The 16,751-nt window shown below is 60.0% G+C and carries 16 protein-coding genes; 7 read left to right on the plus strand and 9 right to left on the minus strand.

All coding sequences use genetic code 11. The annotated features are described in order from the left end of the window. The first annotated feature begins 16 nt into the window (after positions 1-16). Complete coding sequence (locus DSM107133_RS03825; protein ID WP_114293477.1) at positions 17-862, plus strand: DUF1989 domain-containing protein; 846 nt, start codon at positions 17-19, stop codon at positions 860-862. 83 nt (positions 863-945) lie between these two features. On the opposite strand, the gene deoD is transcribed toward DSM107133_RS03825, so the two are convergent. The 4 genes from deoD to DSM107133_RS03845 all read right to left on the minus strand — a co-directional run bounded on the left by deoD (position 946) and on the right by DSM107133_RS03845 (position 4,958). After that, positions 946-1,650, minus strand: a complete 705-nt coding sequence (gene deoD, locus DSM107133_RS03830; RefSeq protein ID WP_114293478.1) for a purine-nucleoside phosphorylase — start codon at positions 1,648-1,650, stop codon at positions 946-948. A 169-nt stretch (positions 1,651-1,819) separates the two neighbouring features. Beyond that, positions 1,820-2,146, minus strand: coding sequence for an H-NS histone family protein (locus tag DSM107133_RS03835; protein ID WP_114293479.1), 327 nt, complete (start codon positions 2,144-2,146; stop codon positions 1,820-1,822). A 130-nt stretch (positions 2,147-2,276) separates the two neighbouring features. Next, on the minus strand, positions 2,277-4,238 hold the full coding sequence (locus DSM107133_RS03840) for a protein meaA (RefSeq protein ID WP_114293480.1): 1,962 nt from the start codon (positions 4,236-4,238) through the stop codon (positions 2,277-2,279). A 132-nt stretch (positions 4,239-4,370) separates the two neighbouring features. Next, positions 4,371-4,958, minus strand: a complete 588-nt coding sequence (locus DSM107133_RS03845; protein ID WP_114293481.1) for a GNAT family N-acetyltransferase — start codon at positions 4,956-4,958, stop codon at positions 4,371-4,373. Between the two features lie 69 nt (positions 4,959-5,027). On the opposite strand from DSM107133_RS03845, the gene DSM107133_RS03850 reads away from it, so the two are divergent. The 6 genes from DSM107133_RS03850 (at position 5,028) to DSM107133_RS03875 (ending at position 11,221) form a co-directional block, all read left to right on the plus strand. Then, positions 5,028-6,416 carry a 1-acyl-sn-glycerol-3-phosphate acyltransferase gene (locus DSM107133_RS03850; protein ID WP_114293482.1) on the plus strand — a complete coding sequence of 463 codons (1,389 nt, stop codon included), beginning with the start codon at positions 5,028-5,030 and terminating at the stop codon, positions 6,414-6,416. 112 nt (positions 6,417-6,528) lie between these two features. After that, positions 6,529-7,809 carry a crotonyl-CoA carboxylase/reductase gene (gene ccrA / locus DSM107133_RS03855; RefSeq protein ID WP_114293483.1) on the plus strand — a complete coding sequence of 427 codons (1,281 nt, stop codon included), beginning with the start codon at positions 6,529-6,531 and terminating at the stop codon, positions 7,807-7,809. 213 nt (positions 7,810-8,022) lie between these two features. After that, positions 8,023-8,229: a hypothetical protein gene (locus tag DSM107133_RS03860; protein ID WP_114293484.1), complete on the plus strand. Its 207-nt coding sequence runs from the start codon at positions 8,023-8,025 to the stop codon at positions 8,227-8,229. Continuing rightward, a complete protein-coding gene (locus DSM107133_RS03865; protein ID WP_114293485.1) occupies positions 8,177-8,896 on the plus strand; it encodes a LuxR family transcriptional regulator in 720 nt (239 codons plus the stop codon). The genes DSM107133_RS03860 and DSM107133_RS03865 overlap by 53 nt, the downstream gene beginning before the upstream one ends. A gap of 100 nt (positions 8,897-8,996) precedes the next feature. After that, positions 8,997-9,635, plus strand: coding sequence for an acyl-homoserine-lactone synthase (locus DSM107133_RS03870; RefSeq protein WP_114293486.1), 639 nt, complete (start codon positions 8,997-8,999; stop codon positions 9,633-9,635). A 50-nt stretch (positions 9,636-9,685) separates the two neighbouring features. Further along, complete coding sequence (locus DSM107133_RS03875) at positions 9,686-11,221, plus strand: AAA family ATPase (RefSeq protein WP_114293487.1); 1,536 nt, start codon at positions 9,686-9,688, stop codon at positions 11,219-11,221. Here the strand turns inward: DSM107133_RS03875 and DSM107133_RS03880 are convergent, their stop codons facing one another. The 5 genes from DSM107133_RS03880 to DSM107133_RS03900 all read right to left on the minus strand — a co-directional run bounded on the left by DSM107133_RS03880 (position 11,222) and on the right by DSM107133_RS03900 (position 16,714). After that, a complete protein-coding gene (locus DSM107133_RS03880) occupies positions 11,222-11,983 on the minus strand; it encodes a TIGR02186 family protein (RefSeq protein ID WP_114293488.1) in 762 nt (253 codons plus the stop codon). It lies immediately after the preceding gene. After that, positions 11,983-12,900: a sulfite exporter TauE/SafE family protein gene (locus tag DSM107133_RS03885; protein WP_114293489.1), complete on the minus strand. Its 918-nt coding sequence runs from the start codon at positions 12,898-12,900 to the stop codon at positions 11,983-11,985. Before DSM107133_RS03885 ends, DSM107133_RS03880 begins: the two co-directional genes overlap by 1 nt. An 89-nt stretch (positions 12,901-12,989) precedes the next feature. After that, positions 12,990-13,958 (minus strand): ABC transporter permease, encoded by a 969-nt coding sequence (locus DSM107133_RS03890; RefSeq protein WP_114293490.1) that lies wholly within the window; start codon positions 13,956-13,958, stop codon positions 12,990-12,992. A 4-nt stretch (positions 13,959-13,962) separates the two neighbouring features. Continuing rightward, entirely contained in the window at positions 13,963-15,081 is a 1,119-nt protein-coding gene (locus tag DSM107133_RS03895; RefSeq protein WP_114293491.1) for an ABC transporter permease, read from the minus strand. Between the two features lie 94 nt (positions 15,082-15,175). Further along, entirely contained in the window at positions 15,176-16,714 is a 1,539-nt protein-coding gene (locus tag DSM107133_RS03900) for an ABC transporter ATP-binding protein (protein WP_114293492.1), read from the minus strand. Positions 16,715-16,751 lie beyond the last annotated feature (37 nt).

The raw sequence follows: 16,751 nt of genomic DNA on the forward strand, positions 1-16,751 counted from the left end.
CCCGAGGTCGCGTCCCATGCCCAACCCGCCCGATGATGCCGACGCCCGCCGCGCCATAGCGCCGGTGATCTGCTATCCGGTTGAAACCCTGCCGCAGCCCGACATGGCGCTATACGCAAGTGCGCGCGCAGTCATGACCAAGGTAGACGCGGTGACCGTACCACCGCGCGATGCGGCGACCTTTTCTGTTCCTGCGGGCCACATTTTCCGCATTTCATCGGTAGAGGGCCCGCAGGTTGGTGATCTGAACCTGTGGAACGCCCGTGACCTGTCCGAGCGGTTCTATTCCGGCAAAACCCGCGCCCTGCACGGCACCCACATCTCGACGGGCGACCGCATGTGGTCCAGCTTCCCCGCGATGCGCTCCATGGCCACGGTCATCCACGACACGCTGGACTGGTACGGCATCGACAGCTTTGGCGGGTCGGTCCACGACGTGATCGGCACCCGCTGCGACCCCTATACCCACAACCTGCTGGCAGGCGGGCAGTACCACCACTGCTGCCACTCGAATCTGACGCGCGCCCTAGCGGATCATCTGGGCGTATCCCCGCAAGAGGCGGAGCCCCATGTCCACGACGTGCTGAACGTGTTCATGTGCACCGGCTTTACCCGCGATACCGGCCAATACTTCATGAAGGCCAGCCCGGTGCGCCCTGGCGATCACATCGACTTTTTCGCAGAGATCGACCTGCTGGGCGCGCTCAGCGCCTGCCCGGGCGGCGATTGTTCGTCGGAACACTCCAGTGATACGGCCGCCTGCTACCCGCTTCTGGTCGAAGTGTTCAAACCACGGGCCCAGGCACTGACCAACTGGCAGGCACCTGAACCCAACGGCTACAACCGCACCCACGGCTGCTAACGGACACCCGGCTCCAGCTTCTCTGGTTCAAAAAATCCCCGCCGGAGGCTCCCTCAGAAGCCCCCGCGCAAACGCTCAGGCCGTCACGCAAAGGCCGCCTCAAGCGCAATCTCGACCATATCGCCAAAGGTCTTCTCGCGGTCTTCCGACGGCAGCGCCTCACCGGTTTGCAGATGGTCGCTGACGGTCAGCACCGCAAGCGCCCGCCGCCCGTGTCGCGCGGCCAGCGTGTAGAGTTCGGCGGCTTCCATCTCGACGCCCAGAATCCCGTGGCGCACCATCTGTTCGTCCAGATCGGGGCGCTCGGCATAGAACACATCAGAGGAATAGATGCCGCCCACATGTGTCTTGGTCCCGCGTGCCTCGGCTGCTTTCACCGCTGCGGCCAGCAACCCGTAGTCGGCACAGGGCGCAAAGTTCATTTCGCGGAAGATGCCCGATGACGGCGAGGTGATGGTGCTGGCCGTCATCGCCACGATCACGTCGCGGATGCCGACATGCGGTTGCATCCCACCACAGGATCCGATGCGGATCAGGGTTTGCGCGTTGTAATCGCGGATCAGCTCGTTGGCGTAGATCGACAGCGACGGCATGCCCATGCCCGACCCCTGAATGGTAACGCGGTTGCCCTTGTAGGTGCCGGTAAAGCCCAGCATCCCGCGCACCTCGTTGACCAGCTCGGCCCCGTCCAGAAACGTGTTCGCGGCCCATTTGGCGCGATAGGGGTCGCCGGGCATCAGCACGGTTTCAGCGATCTGGCCGGGTTTGGCTCCGATGTGGACGGTCATGGGGGGCTCCTAATATGTGTCTTGCGCAGAGTGCCCGCATGGGCGCGGAGGGGCAAGAGGACACGTTAGGTTAGGGTCCATACCCTGGGGAAGTCAGGGAGTGTAACGTGCAACTGTATTTCGTGGCATGCCGAGATACAGTTGCGAAACTTGTAACGGGCGGTTTGGTTCAGATTTCCAGAGCAGCCGGTGTTTTGCCTGATTCAATTGCTTCGACATACCACTTGGGTTGACGGCCTTTTCCGGTCCATGTTTGCGATGGATCGTTAGGGTTTGCGTATTTCGGCTCGGACGGGCGCTTTGCCTTTCCCGACTTTTTGGTGCCGGCACTGCCAGACAGCTCGTCCAGCGAAAATCCGAATTCGGCAGCCGCTTTTTCGGCGGCCTTACGGGCCTCGCGAAGGTCGCGTGTCTGGGCGTTCTTCATGGCGGACTTGACGTCAGCCAGAAGTTTTTCCAGATCTTTGTGCGACATTGTATTGAGGTCAATGTTCATTGCTGTGCCTTTCTGAAGCGTACATTTTTGTATTGCGCGTAAACGTGCACTTAGCAAGATAGCAAAATTAATCAACCCGTTCTCGTAATTGGGGAAACTGTCGCTATTCCCGCTGGAAGCGTATTGGCAATTATTCCGCAGCTACGGCTTTGGGGTCGACCAAAGTAACGATGTCTTTCATTATTGTATTCAATTCAAAGTCTTTCGGCGTATAGACCCGCGCCACGCCAAATTCTTTCAGCCGCCTGGCGTCGTCTTCAGGAATAATTCCGCCGACGATAACAGGAATATGGCCAATTCCCGCTGAACGCATTCTTTCCATCAGGTCCTCGACCAGTGGCACATGGCTGCCCGAAAGAATCGACAGGCCGACGACATGGGCGTCTTGTTCCAGTGCCGTGGCCACCAGTTCTTCGGGGGTCAGGCGAATACCGTCATAGGTGATGTCCATGCCGCAGTCGCGTGCCCGAACGGCGATTTGTTCGGCGCCGTTCGAATGGCCGTCCAGGCCAGGTTTGCCCACCAGAAACTTCAGGCGGCGGCCCAATTTGTCGCTGACCGCATCGACGGCAGTGCGCAGATCGTCCAGCCCTTCGGTCTTGTTCGACACCGACGCCGACACGCCGGTGGGGCCGCGATATTCGCCGTAAACGCTGCGCATCTGCGCAGCCCATTCGCCGGTGGTCACGCCGGCCCGTGCGGCAGTGATCGACGCAGGCATAACGTTCTCACCCGCCGCGGCCGCCGCGCGCAGATCGGCCAGCGCCGCGTCCACAGCAGCCTGATCGCGGGTGTCGCGCCATTCTTGCAGACGGCTGATTTGCTCGGCTTCGGTGGCTGGGTCCACGACCATGATGCCGCCGTCTTCTGTCATCAGCGGAGACGGTTCGGTATTGGTGAATTTGTTCACACCCACCACCACGGTTTCGCCTGCTTCGATCCGGCTCAGACGGTCGGAGTTGGATTGCACCAGCTGCGCCTTCATATAGTCGATCGCATCGATCGCGCCGCCCATGCCGTCCAGATTGTCCAATTCAGCGCGCGCACCTGCTTTCAGCTCTTCCACTTTGGCGTCAACCGCAGGGTTGCCATCGAATAGATCGTCAAACTCCAGCAGATCGGTTTCAAAGGCCAGAATTTGCTGCATCCGCATCGACCATTGCTGATCCCAGGGGCGGGGCAGGCCCAGCGCTTCGTTCCAGGCGGGCAATTGCACCGCGCGGGCGCGCGCCTTTTTGGAAAGGGTGACAGCCAACATTTCGACCAAAATGCGGTAAACGTTATTCTCAGGTTGCTGTTCGGTCAGCCCCAGCGAATTGACCTGCACGCCATAGCGGAAACGGCGGTACTTTGCATCTTCCACGCCATAACGTGTTGCGCAGATTTCGTCCCACAAATCGACAAAGGCGCGCATTTTGCACATTTCGGTCACAAACCGGATTCCGGCATTAACAAAAAACGAAATACGCCCAACCAATACGGGAAAGTCTTTCGCAGGAACGCGGGGTTTCAAAGCATCCAAAACAGCGGTGGCAGTGGCCAGGGCAAAAGCCAACTCCTGCTCGGGCGTCGCGCCTGCCTCTTGAAGGTGATAGGAACACACGTTCATCGGGTTCCATTTTGGCACATTGGTATAGCAATACTCGGCCACGTCCGCGATCATCTTCAGAGACGGGGCAGGCGGGCAGATATAGGTGCCGCGGCTGAGGTATTCCTTGATCAGGTCGTTTTGCACGGTGCCTTGCAGCCCCGCCACATCCGCGCCTTGTTCTTCGGCCACAGCGATATACAGCGCCAGCAGCCAGGGGGCGGTGGCATTGATGGTCATCGACGTGTTCATCTGTTCCAGCGGAATGTCCTGAAACAGCGCCCGCATGTCGCCCAGGTGCGCTACCGGCACGCCGACCTTGCCCACTTCGCCGCGCGCAAGAATGTGGTCGCTGTCGTAGCCGGTCTGCGTGGGCAGATCAAAGGCGACGGACAGGCCGGTTTGCCCTTTCTCCAGATTCGAGCGGTACAGCGCATTCGACGCCTTGGCCGTCGAGTGGCCTGCGTAGGTACGGATAAGCCAGGGGCGATCTTTTTGTGTCATCGAAAGGCCTCGTGAATCTGCGTGGGCAATATTATTGCGTCATGGACTTGCTATACGAAACTTTCGGGTAGTGTCAATTCGCTGCAACGCGGCGTAACCGGATTTTGCCACATGTGCCTGATTGGGCGGCCGTCAACGCAGCCTACAGATCATTTTTGTGCTGCTGCGAAAGCCAAAGATCCAGCGCAGCGGGCCCAGTTGTTCGGTTCCGGTCGCTTCAAAGCCCTGACGTGCGTAAAGGGCGCGGGCGCGCGGATTGGTGTCGATCACGTCCAGCCGTATCGCCGTTGCCCCCCGGCGGAGTGCTTCGACCTTGATCGCGTTCAGTAATGCAGTGCCCACACCCTGCCCCTGCATTGTTGCATCAACAGAAATACCGTCCATCAACAAAACGCCGCTGTCGAGATCCCGTTCGATGAGCGCCAAAAGCGGGGCGCGCCACAGGGTCGAAAGCCAGCCGTAGATTGCGGCAAGATCGGCCAACTCTCCCCCGACCAACGCGCCGTCGCTGGTCTTGAATCCGGCCAGCCCCACCAGCCTGCCGTCATTGGTGCGCGCCACCAGTGCAAAGTCCGGGTTCACCTGTGCTGACAGAAACGCCAGTGCTTTGTCGGGTGGGCCCAGGAGAATGTGCAGTTTGGGGCCGAACGCCTGCCAGAACAGCGCAGCGACCGCCGCGCGTTCTTGTGGGTCAAACCCGGCTGAAATGGTGAACTCCATAAGATACCGTCCTTGCAAATATGCAGATGGTTGTTGTTCTTGGTCGCGTCCAACTGCAACTGTGTGTCTATGACCCAAACCATACAACTTCCTTTATGGCTGTTCATTGTTATTGTGGTGTTCGCAATGGTCACTGCGCTGAGCCATTTTTTGTTGCCTTCGGTGCGGTGGTTTTTCCGGCGGCGGTTTGAAAAGGCGGTGGCGCGGTTGAACACGCGGCTGACCCGTCCCATCGAACCGTTCAAGCTGGCGCGCAGGCACGATATGATCCAGCGTCTTGTCTACGATCCCAAGGTGACGCAGGCGATTGTCGAACATGCCCGCAAGGAGGGTGTGCCGGAAAACGTCGCCTTTGAGCAGGCCAAGCGCTATGCCCGCGAAATCGTGCCAAGCTTTTCCGCCTTCGCCTATTTCGGCTTTGGCATCCGTGCTGCGCGGTTTCTGGCCAACACCGTCTATGACGTGCGTACCGGCCTGTTGAACGAAACCGCGCTAAAGAACGTCGCTCCCGATGCAACGGTTATCTTCGTGATGAACCATCGGTCCAATATGGACTATGTTTTGGTGACCTATCTGGCCGCGCGTGCGTCGGCCTTGTCCTATGCAGTGGGCGAATGGGCGCGGGTCTGGCCGCTGAGTGTTCTGATCAAGTCGATGGGAGCCTATTTCATCCGGCGCAAATCACGCGGCTCGCTTTATCGCGGTGTCTTGCAGCGTTATGTGCAAATGGCGACTGCGGGTGGGGCCACGCAGGCGATTTTTCCCGAAGGGGGGCTGTCGCTGACCGGCCGCGTGATGCCCGCCAAGCTGGGGTTGCTGTCCTATGTGGTCGAGGCCTGGGAAGAATCGGGCCGCGAGGTGGTCTTTGTGCCGGTTGCCATCAATTATGACCGCGTGCTGGAAGACCGCATTCTGATCGCCGCCCACAAGGAAGGCGGTCGCCGGTTTCGGGCGCGGATTTCGGTGATCTTGTTCTATATCATGCGCAAGGGCTGGCTGCGCCTGTTTGGCAAACACATGCGTTTTGGCGAGGCAGCCGTGGTGTTCGGCCAGCCCGTTGCCCTGTCCAGCTATGCGCCCAAGCCTGATATCGACACATTGGGGGCCGATCTGATGCGCCGGATCGAAAGCGAAATGCCGCTGTCCTTTGTGCCGGTGTTGGCGCGGGTGATGCTGCGGGCCACGGCGCCGCTGGACCACGAAGCGTTGCAGCAGGCGATGCAGAAAGAAATCCGCGCCGCCAAGACCAACGTGCTGGCCTCGCGGGATTCGATCAGGGCAATCAGTCTGAAAGCCGAAAAGCATATGTTGCTGCGCGGGTTGATCGTTGAAACCGACGGCTTGTACGCGATGAACCCTGATGAGCGGGACCTGCTGGTGTTCTATGCCAACTCGATCGAGCATTTTTACAACAATGCTGCACATGCGCCCGAAATTTCTGCGCGCGCAAAGTCATAAAATTACAAAAATGGGTCAAATGAGGTTGCAATATTGCGCAAGGGTCAATATTTCACCCTAAACAGCCGTGATTCTGCACTGCGGCGTTTCATCTATGGTTAAGGAGACTGGCATGGCTTTGGACACTGGCATCGCGCAATACGACGCACCCGAAAAAGACCTGTACGAAGTGGGCGAAATGCCCCCGTTGGGTTATGTTCCCAAACAGATGTACGCATGGGCGATCCGCCGTGAACGTCACGGCGAGCCTGACAAGGCCATGTTGCAAGAAGTCGTGGATGTTCCAGAGCTTGATAGCCAGGATGTGCTGGTTTTGGTGATGGCCGCAGGCATCAACTATAACGGCGTCTGGGCGGCTCTTGGGCAGCCGATCAGCCCCTTTGACGGCCACAAGCAACCTTACCACGTCGCAGGCTCTGACGCCGCTGGCATCATCTGGGCCGTGGGCGACAAGGTGAAACGCTGGAAGGTTGGCGACGAGGTTGTGATTCACTGCAATCAGGACGACGGCGACGACGAGGAATGCAACGGGGGCGATCCGATGTATTCGCCCAGCCAGCGCATCTGGGGCTATGAAACGCCCGATGGTTCGTTCAGCCAGTTCACCCGCGTGCAGGCGCAACAGCTTATGCCGCGCCCCAAGCATCTGACATGGGAAGAAAGCGCGTGCTACACGCTGACGCTGGCCACCGCCTACCGTATGTTGTTCGGTCACGAGCCGCACGATCTGAAACCGGGCCAGAACGTTCTGGTCTGGGGCGCTTCGGGTGGTTTGGGATCTTACGCGATCCAGTTGATCAACACCGCCGGTGCCAACGCCATCGGTGTAATCTCGGACGAAAGCAAACGCGATTTCGTGATGGATCTGGGCGCCAAGGGCGTTCTGAACCGCAAGGATTTCAAGTGCTGGGGTCAGTTGCCGACAGTCAACACGCCTGAATACAAGGAATGGTTCAACGAAACCCGCAAATTCGGCAAGGCGATCTGGGATATTACCGGCAAGGGCGTGAACGTCGATATGGTGTTTGAACACCCCGGCGAGGCGACGTTCCCCGTGTCGACATTCGTGGTGAAAAAGGGCGGCATGGTCGTGATTTGCGCCGGCACATCGGGTTTCAACCTTACCTTTGACGTGCGCTATATGTGGATGCACCAGAAGCGTCTGCAAGGCAGCCACTTTGCCCACCTCAAGCAGGCTTCGGCGGCGAACCGTTTGATGCTGGAGCGCCGTCTTGATCCGTGCATGTCCGAAGTGTTCACATGGAACGACCTGCCCGACGCGCACATGAAAATGATGCGCAACGAGCACAAACCCGGCAACATGTCGGTTCTGGTACAGGCGCCCAAGACCGGCCTGCGCACGTTCGAGGACGCTTTGGAAGCAGGTAAGTAACCAAAGCGCACGTTTTTGGCGAAACTGACGCCCGCGAATCATGCATAGGTTCGCGGGCGTCTTGCTGTCTGGAACACAGTTGTTGTCTGCCAAAGGCTTGGAAAATCGCCCCTCACCATTTCGGGGGAGTACCAATAGGCGAATTTCTTAAGAAATATCGCTCATGCTATAGTTGAATTAACCGACTGTTAACCAACTGAGGGCGAACCTACCATGAAAAGTGAATGGATTTTGGATGTTCTGACAGATCTCAGGGCCTTTGCCTACGAAAACGGGCTGCCTCTTTTGGCAGAACAGCTGGACGACACCGCAATCGTTGCAATGGCCGAGATTTCCTCAAGAGCAGACCCTAAAACGGGCGGGGCCTATGACGCTGAATGCGCAGATGGAAACAAGTTTGGAGAAGCTGGAGCAGTCTGACACGCTGGACGTTCTCCAGATTGTCATTGAAGAATTTTGCCACCTTTTTGCAGTCGATCACATGATCTATCATTGGGTCGACAGCGCGGGCGATCAATATGGCTGCGGCACATATTCCGATGCGTGGCGCGACCGATACATTGAACAGAACTATCTGCGCATCGACCCGGTTGTGATCGGGTGCTACCAGCGGTTTCATCCCGTGGATTGGAAACGGCTGGACTGGTCCAGCAAGGCCGCGCGGGTATTCCAGGCCGAAGCCATTGAATACGGAGTTGGAAATCAGGGGTTTAGCGTTCCGATCCGCGGACCGAACGGTCAGTTTGCGCTTTTTACCGTGTCGCATACATGTGACGACGCCACATGGGCAAAGTTCACTGAAACCCACCGGCGCGCACTGATCCTGATTGCCCATGCATTCAACCAAAAGGCACTGGAATTCGAACCCGACCGTCAGCCGGAACAGGCATGTGGCCTGTCCCCGCGCGAAGTGGATTCGATGACGCTGCTGGCGATGGGCTACAGCCGTGCGCAGGTGGCCGAAACGCTGTCGATCTCGGAACACACGCTGCGGGTCTATATCGAAAGCGCGCGTTTCAAGCTGGGCGCGATGAACACCACCCATGCGGTCGCCCGCGCCATGAGCCGGGGGTTGATTGTTGTCTAGTGTTGCGTATGCGCCCCTGGGACCGTGCGCCCGGCTTTCACGACATTAACGATTGCGCGGTTACCCCAATGGTCATTCAGACCACAGGGGAGCCGCACACATGCTACGTTACATCTATGGCAACGACCTCCATTCATTTCCCAAACTGCGCGATACCATGTTCCGCGACCGGGCCGACCAGTTCAAAGCGCGTTTGGGATGGGAGGTCAGCGTGGACGACACCGGGGCCGAGCGGGATCATTACGACACGCTCAACCCGCTTTATGTGATCTGGGAAGAACCGGACGGCAGCCACGGCGGTTCTATGCGGTTTTTGCCGACCACGGGGCAGGTCATGGTGAACGACCACTTTGGCCACCTGACGTGCGGCGCGCCGATTTCCAGCCCTCGTATCTGGGAGTGCACACGCTTTTGTCTCGCGCGAGGGGCGGGCAGCCATGTGGCGGCTGCGCTGATGCTGGGCGGCGGCGAGATCATGGAAAACTTTGACGTCGATCATTTTGTCGGCGTTTTCGATGCGCGTATGGTGCGGATCTATCGCATGATCGGATCGTCGCCCGAGGTCTTGGGAAGCGAAGGGCAGGGCCGCGACCGGATCAGCGTGGGACTGTGGCAGTTTGATCCCGAGGCCAAGGCCACGGTGGCGCAGCGTGCAGGGGTTTCGTCTGCCCTGTCGCGTCAGTGGTTCGAGCAGTCCTTTGGTGTTTCGGGGCGACAAAATCTGGCCCGTACCGGTTAATCCGCGCCTTCCCTCTGGCCCCCGTCGCGGCCCGGCTTTAGGGTCGCGAAATGACAGATACCGCCCTTACATATTCCGACGATCAAGCCGTTGCCCATGACGCAGTGACCGAGATGCTGCGCAGCGCGGGCATTGATCTGGACGCGCAATTGCTGAGGCCTCCGCAATCTTCGGCAAGTGCGGTGATGGCAGTCACCGGCAAGGCTGGGTCAGGCAAAACCCTGTTGCTGGCCGAATTGTACAAGGCGCTTGAGGAAGCGGGGGTCGAGGTGGTCTCGGGCGATTACGAATCGCGCAAGCGCAAGGAAAAGCGCACGCTGGCGATCCTTGCTCCGACCAACAAGGCGGCCAGCGTGTTGCGCCTGCGCGGGGTGCCGGCGACGACGATCCACCGCATCCTTTATACGCCGGTCTACGACCCCGAATACGAACGCATCGCCGAATGGCTGGCGGGCAACGGCGAACGCCCCGAAATTGCCGAGCTGACCGAGCTGGCGTTGGACCGCGCTGCGGCGTTTTATGCCAACAACAAATCCATCCCCGGCGCGCTGGCCGCTGCGGGCCTGCGCGGCAGCGATTTCATCACCGGCTGGAAACGCCGCGAAGAGCCGCTGGATATCGGTTTTATTGACGAATCCTCGATGCTGGATGACAAGCAGTTCGAAGATCTCAAGGAAATTTTTCCCACCTTGCTGTTGTTCGGCGACCCCGCACAGCTGGCCCCCGTGGGCCAGTCCGGCACGATGGTTTTTGAGAAACTGCCAGCCCCGCGTGTGCTGAACCTCAGCCGTGTCCACCGTCAGGCCGCCGACAACCCGATTCTGGATCTCGCGCACGCGCTGGTCGATCCGGCGCTGGAATTCCACCACTTCGAGAAGATGATTGAAGACGCCTCCAGGCGCGACGAACGTGTGGTCTGGGGGCAGCGGGTCGAGGTCGACCTGATGGCGCGCAGCCCTGTTCTGGTCTGGCGCAACGCCACGCGCATCCGACTGATCAACGCTTTTCGCACCGTCTACGGCGCGCCCGAAGATGCGCTGATCGAGGGCGAGCCGCTGATTTGTGACGGGATCGAACTGCCATTGAAACACCGCAAAAAGCGGCTGGACCTTGAGGCGCGCGGCCTGATCAAGGGCGCGCAGGTGGTGTTTTTGGGGGCGGGACGCAAGCCGGGGTTTTCGCGTCTGCATGTTATGGGCGCAGAAGATCCGCAGATTTCTGCGGCATCGATCGTGAAGATCGAAAAGCCGGACGAAGAAGAGCCGTTCATTCCCTTTGCCGCGCGCATGGGGGCGACGTTCCTGCACGGGGCCGCCGTGACCATTCACAAGGCGCAGGGCAGCCAGTGGGATACGGTGCAGGTGTTCGCGCCCGATCTGTTCGTCGCGGCCCGCATGGGGCGTGTCGAGGCGGGACAACCCCTGTGGAAGCGTCTGGCCTATGTGGCGATCACCCGTGCGCAAGACCGTTTGATCTGGGTGGTGCGCAACCGGCTGTCGAAACCGACCGAGCCGTTGCGTGTGGATGACTTGAAGGCAGTGCCGGTCGCACCGCTCAATCTGTCCGAACCCGAAGCGTTCCTGTAGCTACCGCCGCAACAGCGCAAACGCTGCCGACGCCCCCCAGCCGGCGGCAATGGCGATGGCAATCGACATCAGCCCGTACAGCATCGGCTGATTGCGCGACAGGGCGTGCAGCCAACGCTCAAGCCCCACTTTGCGCACGTCGATGGTGGTTTGATATTGCGACACGACCTTGCCTTCGCGGGTCAGGAAAATGCGGGTGATATAGCCACCTTCGTTCAGCGCCGAGGGCAGCTGAATCGAAGTGCGAAAAAGCGTTTGCTGGTCAACCGCCACATTTCCTTCAAGCACCTGATACAGGCCTGCATTGCCCCGGATACGGATCAGTGCACGGGTAAAATTTGCCGAGTCCTGAATGGTCATCGGAGCCCCGACCGAGCGGATCGCCCGTGGGACAGTGATGCGGTACCGCAGGTCTTCGATGTTTGACAAAACCTCGCGCAGGGGGCCGCTGGTGGCGACGGCATAATAGCTGGGCGCGCGGTCTACTTCGACAGAATCCGTGTTGATCCAGATGCCATAGCGGTGCTCTTTGCGCCGTACCGTGACCGGCAGCGAGGGGCCGGAAACCGTAATGACCACCTCAAGCGGAGGGCCGTCGGGGATTGGCGTTTCGCGGCGTACAGCACCGAATATCAGGATCTCGGATCCGTCAAAGCTGGCCGTGATTGCAACCTCGTCCCGGGACAGGCCCAGCACCACCTCTTCGGCTTGTGCAGGCAGAGCAGCGCACAGGGTCAGCAGGGCAAGCAGACGGGCCAGCATCAGCGCGCCCTCGTGGCGGCAATGGAATACAGCTCGGAAGGTTGCAGTAGCAGTTCAAGCGCCAGTTTGCCGCAGACAATCATTACCAGCAGTGCCAGCAGAACGCGCAGTTGCTCGGCTTTCATACGCATGCCGATGTTCGTGCCGATCTGCGCGCCGATGACGCCACCGACCAGCAGCAGAACCGCCAGAACCACGTCAACGGTAAGGTTGGTGGTGGCATGTAGCATGGTGGTAAAAGCGGCAACAAAAATGATCTGGAACAGCGAGGTGCCAATCACCACCTTGGTGGGCATCCCAAGAATATAGATCATCGCTGGCACCATGATGAAGCCGCCGCCCACACCCATGATCGCGGCCAGAACCCCGACACACAGCCCCACCAGCAAGGGCGGTATCACTGAAATATACAGTCCCGAGACGCGAAACCGCATCTTGAACGGCATCTTGTGTACCCAGCCGTGTTTGCGCCGTTTCGGCTTGTTGTTCCCCGAGGAAGACCGGCGCAATGCGGCCAGGCTTTCGACAAACATCAGGGTGCCGATAATGCCCAGAAACACCACATAGCAAAGACGCACCATCAGGTCGACCTGTCCGATGGAGCGCAAGTAGTTGAACACGGCGACACCGGCGGCCGCGCCGATCAAGCCTCCGATCAGCAGCACACCACCCATGCGCAGGTCGACCGTGCGCCGCCGGAAATGGGCAAGGACACCGGAAAAGGACGAGGCGACGATCTGGTTCGCACCCGTGGCAACGGCCACGGCGGGGGGGATGCCGATAAAGAACAACAGCGGCGTCATCAAAAACCCGCCGCCAACCCCGAACATGCCGGACAAGATGCCAACCAGACCGCCCAGCCCCAACAGCAAGAACGCGTTTACGGAAACTTCAGCGATGGGCAGGTATATTTGCATCCCTATTCTTAGGCCGCGTAACAGGACGAAAGCAATATGCTACACCGCAGCATAATATGTCAGGAGCGACATTTTTCGAACTTCTGGACCTATCGTTCCTTGACGTAGGGCTCTCCGCCTGCGCGCGGCGGTGTGGCGCGGCCGACAAAGCCTGCCAGAATAATCACCGTCATTATATAGGGCAGCGCGCCCAGCAGCTGACCCTGGACCCGCATTCCCGTCAGTGCGGTGATGACATCGGGCCGCGTTTCCAGCGCACCGAACAGGCCGAACAGCAGGGTCGCATACAGCGCATACCACGGCCGCCACTTGGCAAAGATCAGTGCGGCCAGCGCGATATAGCCACGACCAGCGGACATATCCTTGACGAAACCGGCCTGAAGCGCGGTGGACAGATAGGCCCCCGCGATGCCGCACAACACCCCGCAGATCCCAACGGCCGCATAGCGCAGCGCCACGACCGAAACGCCTGCGGTGTCCACCGCGGCAGGGTTTTCACCCACAGCGCGCAAACGCAGGCCAAAACGGGTGCGAAACAGGATGAACCAGGTCAGCGGAACGGCGGCAAAGGCGATGTACACCAGAATGGAATGCCCCGAGATCAGTTCGGCGTAGATCGGCCCCAGAAAGGGGACATCAGCCACCGCATCCGCAAAGGGCAGGGTGATCGGGGTGAACCGTCCGCCACCGATCAGCGAAGGGGTGCGCCCGCCCTGCTGAAACCAGCTTTGAGCGATCAACACTGTCAGTCCCGCAGCCAGAAAGTTGACGGCAACACCCGAAATCAGCTGGTTGCCCCGAAAGGTGATCGAGGCGACACCGTGCAGCGCGCTGAGTGCCAGCGAGGCAGCGATGCCCGCCAGCAGGCCCAGCCAGACCGAGCCTGTGACCGAAGCAACAGCTGCGGAAAAGAAGGCGGCGGCCAGCATCTTGCCTTCAAGGCCGATGTCGAAAATACCAGCGCGTTCGCTGAAAAGGCCGGCAAGGCAGGCCAGCAGCAGCGGGGTTGCCAGACGCACGGTGCTGTCGAGCAGTTGGATCAGGGTCAGGAAATCCATAACGTTACTCCGCCGGCTCTACAGGTTTGGGCGCGCGGGCGCGGCGCATCGCAAGGAACATGCGTTCCAGCGGCATCCGCACCATATTGTCCAGCGCACCGGTGAACAGGATCACCAGCGCCTGAATGACAACGATCAGTTCGCGCGGGATCTTGGTCCACAGTGCCAGTTCTGCCCCGCCCTGATAGAGAAACCCGAACAGGATCGCGGCAAGGAAGACACCAAAGGGGTGGCTGCGCCCCATCAGGGCCACGGCGATGCCGATAAATCCGGCCCCCTCGACCGCGTTCAGCACCAGACGCTCGGCCTCGCCCATCACGTTGTTGATGGCCATAAGCCCGGCCAGAGCACCGGAAATGATCATGGTGATCATGGTGATCTTGAACGGCGAGATGCCCGCATATTTTGCCGCACTCTCGGAATGGCCATAGGCGCGCAGCTCATAGCCCAGACGGGTGCGCCAGATCAGCACCCAGACCAGCACGCAGGCCAGAACGGCCACCAGCAGGCTGATGTTGGCAGGTGCGGCCTTGGAAAAGCCGATGCCAATGGGGGCCAGAACCTCGTGCAGCGACGGCAGGTGGACGCCTTCGGGAAAGCGGGCCGTGGCAGGGTCCATACTGCCGCGAGGGCGCAGGACGTTCACAAGGATGTAGTTCAGCAGCGAGGCCGCGATAAAGTTGAACATGATCGTGGTGATCACGATGTGGCTGCCGCGTTTGGCTTGCAGATAGGCCGGAACCGCAGCCCAGATCGCGCCGAACAGGCCCGCCATCACAATCGCGCCCAGCAGCGCCAGCGACCAATGCGGCCACGGGACGTAAAGACAGGCCAGCGCAACGCCCAGGCCGCCCAGGGCCGCCTGACCCTCGCCGCCGATATTGAACAGGCGCGCGTGAAAGGCCACGGCAACGGCAAGGCCGGTGAACATGAAGTTTGTGGCGTAATACAGCGTATAGCCCCAGCCATAGGTTGATCCCAGTGCCCCCGAGACCATCAGTTTGACGGCGGCAACCGGGTCTTCGCCGATGGCAAGGATCACCAGTGCCGAAATGATAGCTGCGAGGATCAGCGAAATCAGCGGCACGAGGATGACCTCGGCCCATTTGGGCATCACATCCATGGGGCGGCTCCTGTCTGGCGGGCAGGGGTGTGGGGGCGCTGCCCCCGTCCCTGCGGGACTCCCCCGGGATATTTGTGGCCAAAAGAAAGCAGGGTCATTGTGGGACCTCCATGCCAGCCATCAACATGCCCAGTTCCTTTTCGTCGGTCTGCTCGGGCATGCGTTCGCCCATGATATGGCCGTCGAACATCACTGCAATGCGGTCTGACAGCGAAAAGATTTCCTCAAGCTCGACCGAGACCAGCAGGATCGCCTTGCCCTGATCGCGCAGGGCGACGATTTGCTGGTGGATGAATTCGATGGCGCCGATGTCGACGCCGCGCGTGGGCTGGCCGACCAGCAACAGATCGGGGTTGCGTTCGATTTCGCGGGCGAGGACGATTTTTTGCTGGTTGCCGCCCGAGAAGTTTTTGGCGGCCAGTTTCGGGTCGGGTGGGCGCACGTCGAAACGTTCCATTTTTGCGATGGTGTCGGCGCGGATGGCGGCATTGTCCATCAGCGGACCGGCGCGATAGGACGGGTCGTGATGATAGCCAAAGGCGGTGTTTTCCCAGGCGTGGAAATCCATGATCAGCCCTTCGCGCTGGCGGTCTTCGGGGACATGGGCAATGCCGCGGGCACGGCGCGACTGGCCGTCGGAATGTTTGCCGCTAAGGTCAATCGGGTCTCCGTTCAGCAACACGGTGCCGGTGCCGCGTGCATAACCGCCCAGCAGTTCCAGCAGTTCGGACTGTCCGTTGCCTGCGACCCCTGCAATGCCGAGGATTTCGCCCGCACGCACTTGCAGGTTGATGCCCTTGAGCCGTTCCACGCCGGTGTCGTCGGTGACCCGCAGGTTCTGGATGTCCAGCACCACATCGCCGGGGGCAGCGGGGGCCTTGTCGACGCGCAACAGCACCTTGCGGCCCACCATCAGCTCTGCCAGCTGCTCGGGCGTGGTTTCGGCGGTTTTGACCGTGGCGGTCATTTGCCCGCGTCGCATAACGCTGACGGTGTCGGTGATCTCCATGATCTCGCGCAGCTTGTGGGTGATCAGAATGATCGTCTTGCCCTCTTCGCGCAGCCGGCCCAGAATGCGGAACAGCTGGTCGGCTTCGGCGGGGGTCAGCACGCCCGTGGGTTCATCCAGGATCAGGATATCGGCCTGCCGGTACAGCGCCTTGAGGATTTCGACGCGCTGTTGCATCCCCACGCCAAGGTCTTCGATCACGGCATCGGGGTTCACGTTCAGCCCGTATTCTTTCTCAAGCGCCACCAGTTCCTTGCGGGCCTTGCCCAGCGAGGTGGACAGCGACCAGCCGTCTTCGGCGCCCAGAATGATGTTTTCCAGCACGGTGAAATTTTCGACCAGCTTGAAATGCTGGAACACCATGCCGATGCCCGCCGCAATCGCGGCCTGACTGTCGGGAATGTCGGTTTTGGTGCCCGAGATAAAAATCTCGCCCGCGTCGGCTTTGTAAAAGCCGTAGAGGATGCTCATCAGGGTGGATTTGCCTGCGCCGTTCTCGCCGATGATCCCGTGGATGGTGCCGGGCATCACGCGGATCGAGATGTCCTTGTTGGCTTGCACAGGTCCAAAGGCCTTGGATATGCCTTTGAGTTCAATCGCGGGGGCAACGGTGGTTGCTGTCATGGCTGGCGAACCCTTTGTCTTGCGAAAGGGCCGCGCC

This window comes from Pseudosulfitobacter sp. DSM 107133 (genome assembly GCF_022788695.1).
In the GTDB taxonomy this organism is placed as follows: domain Bacteria; phylum Pseudomonadota; class Alphaproteobacteria; order Rhodobacterales; family Rhodobacteraceae; genus Pseudosulfitobacter.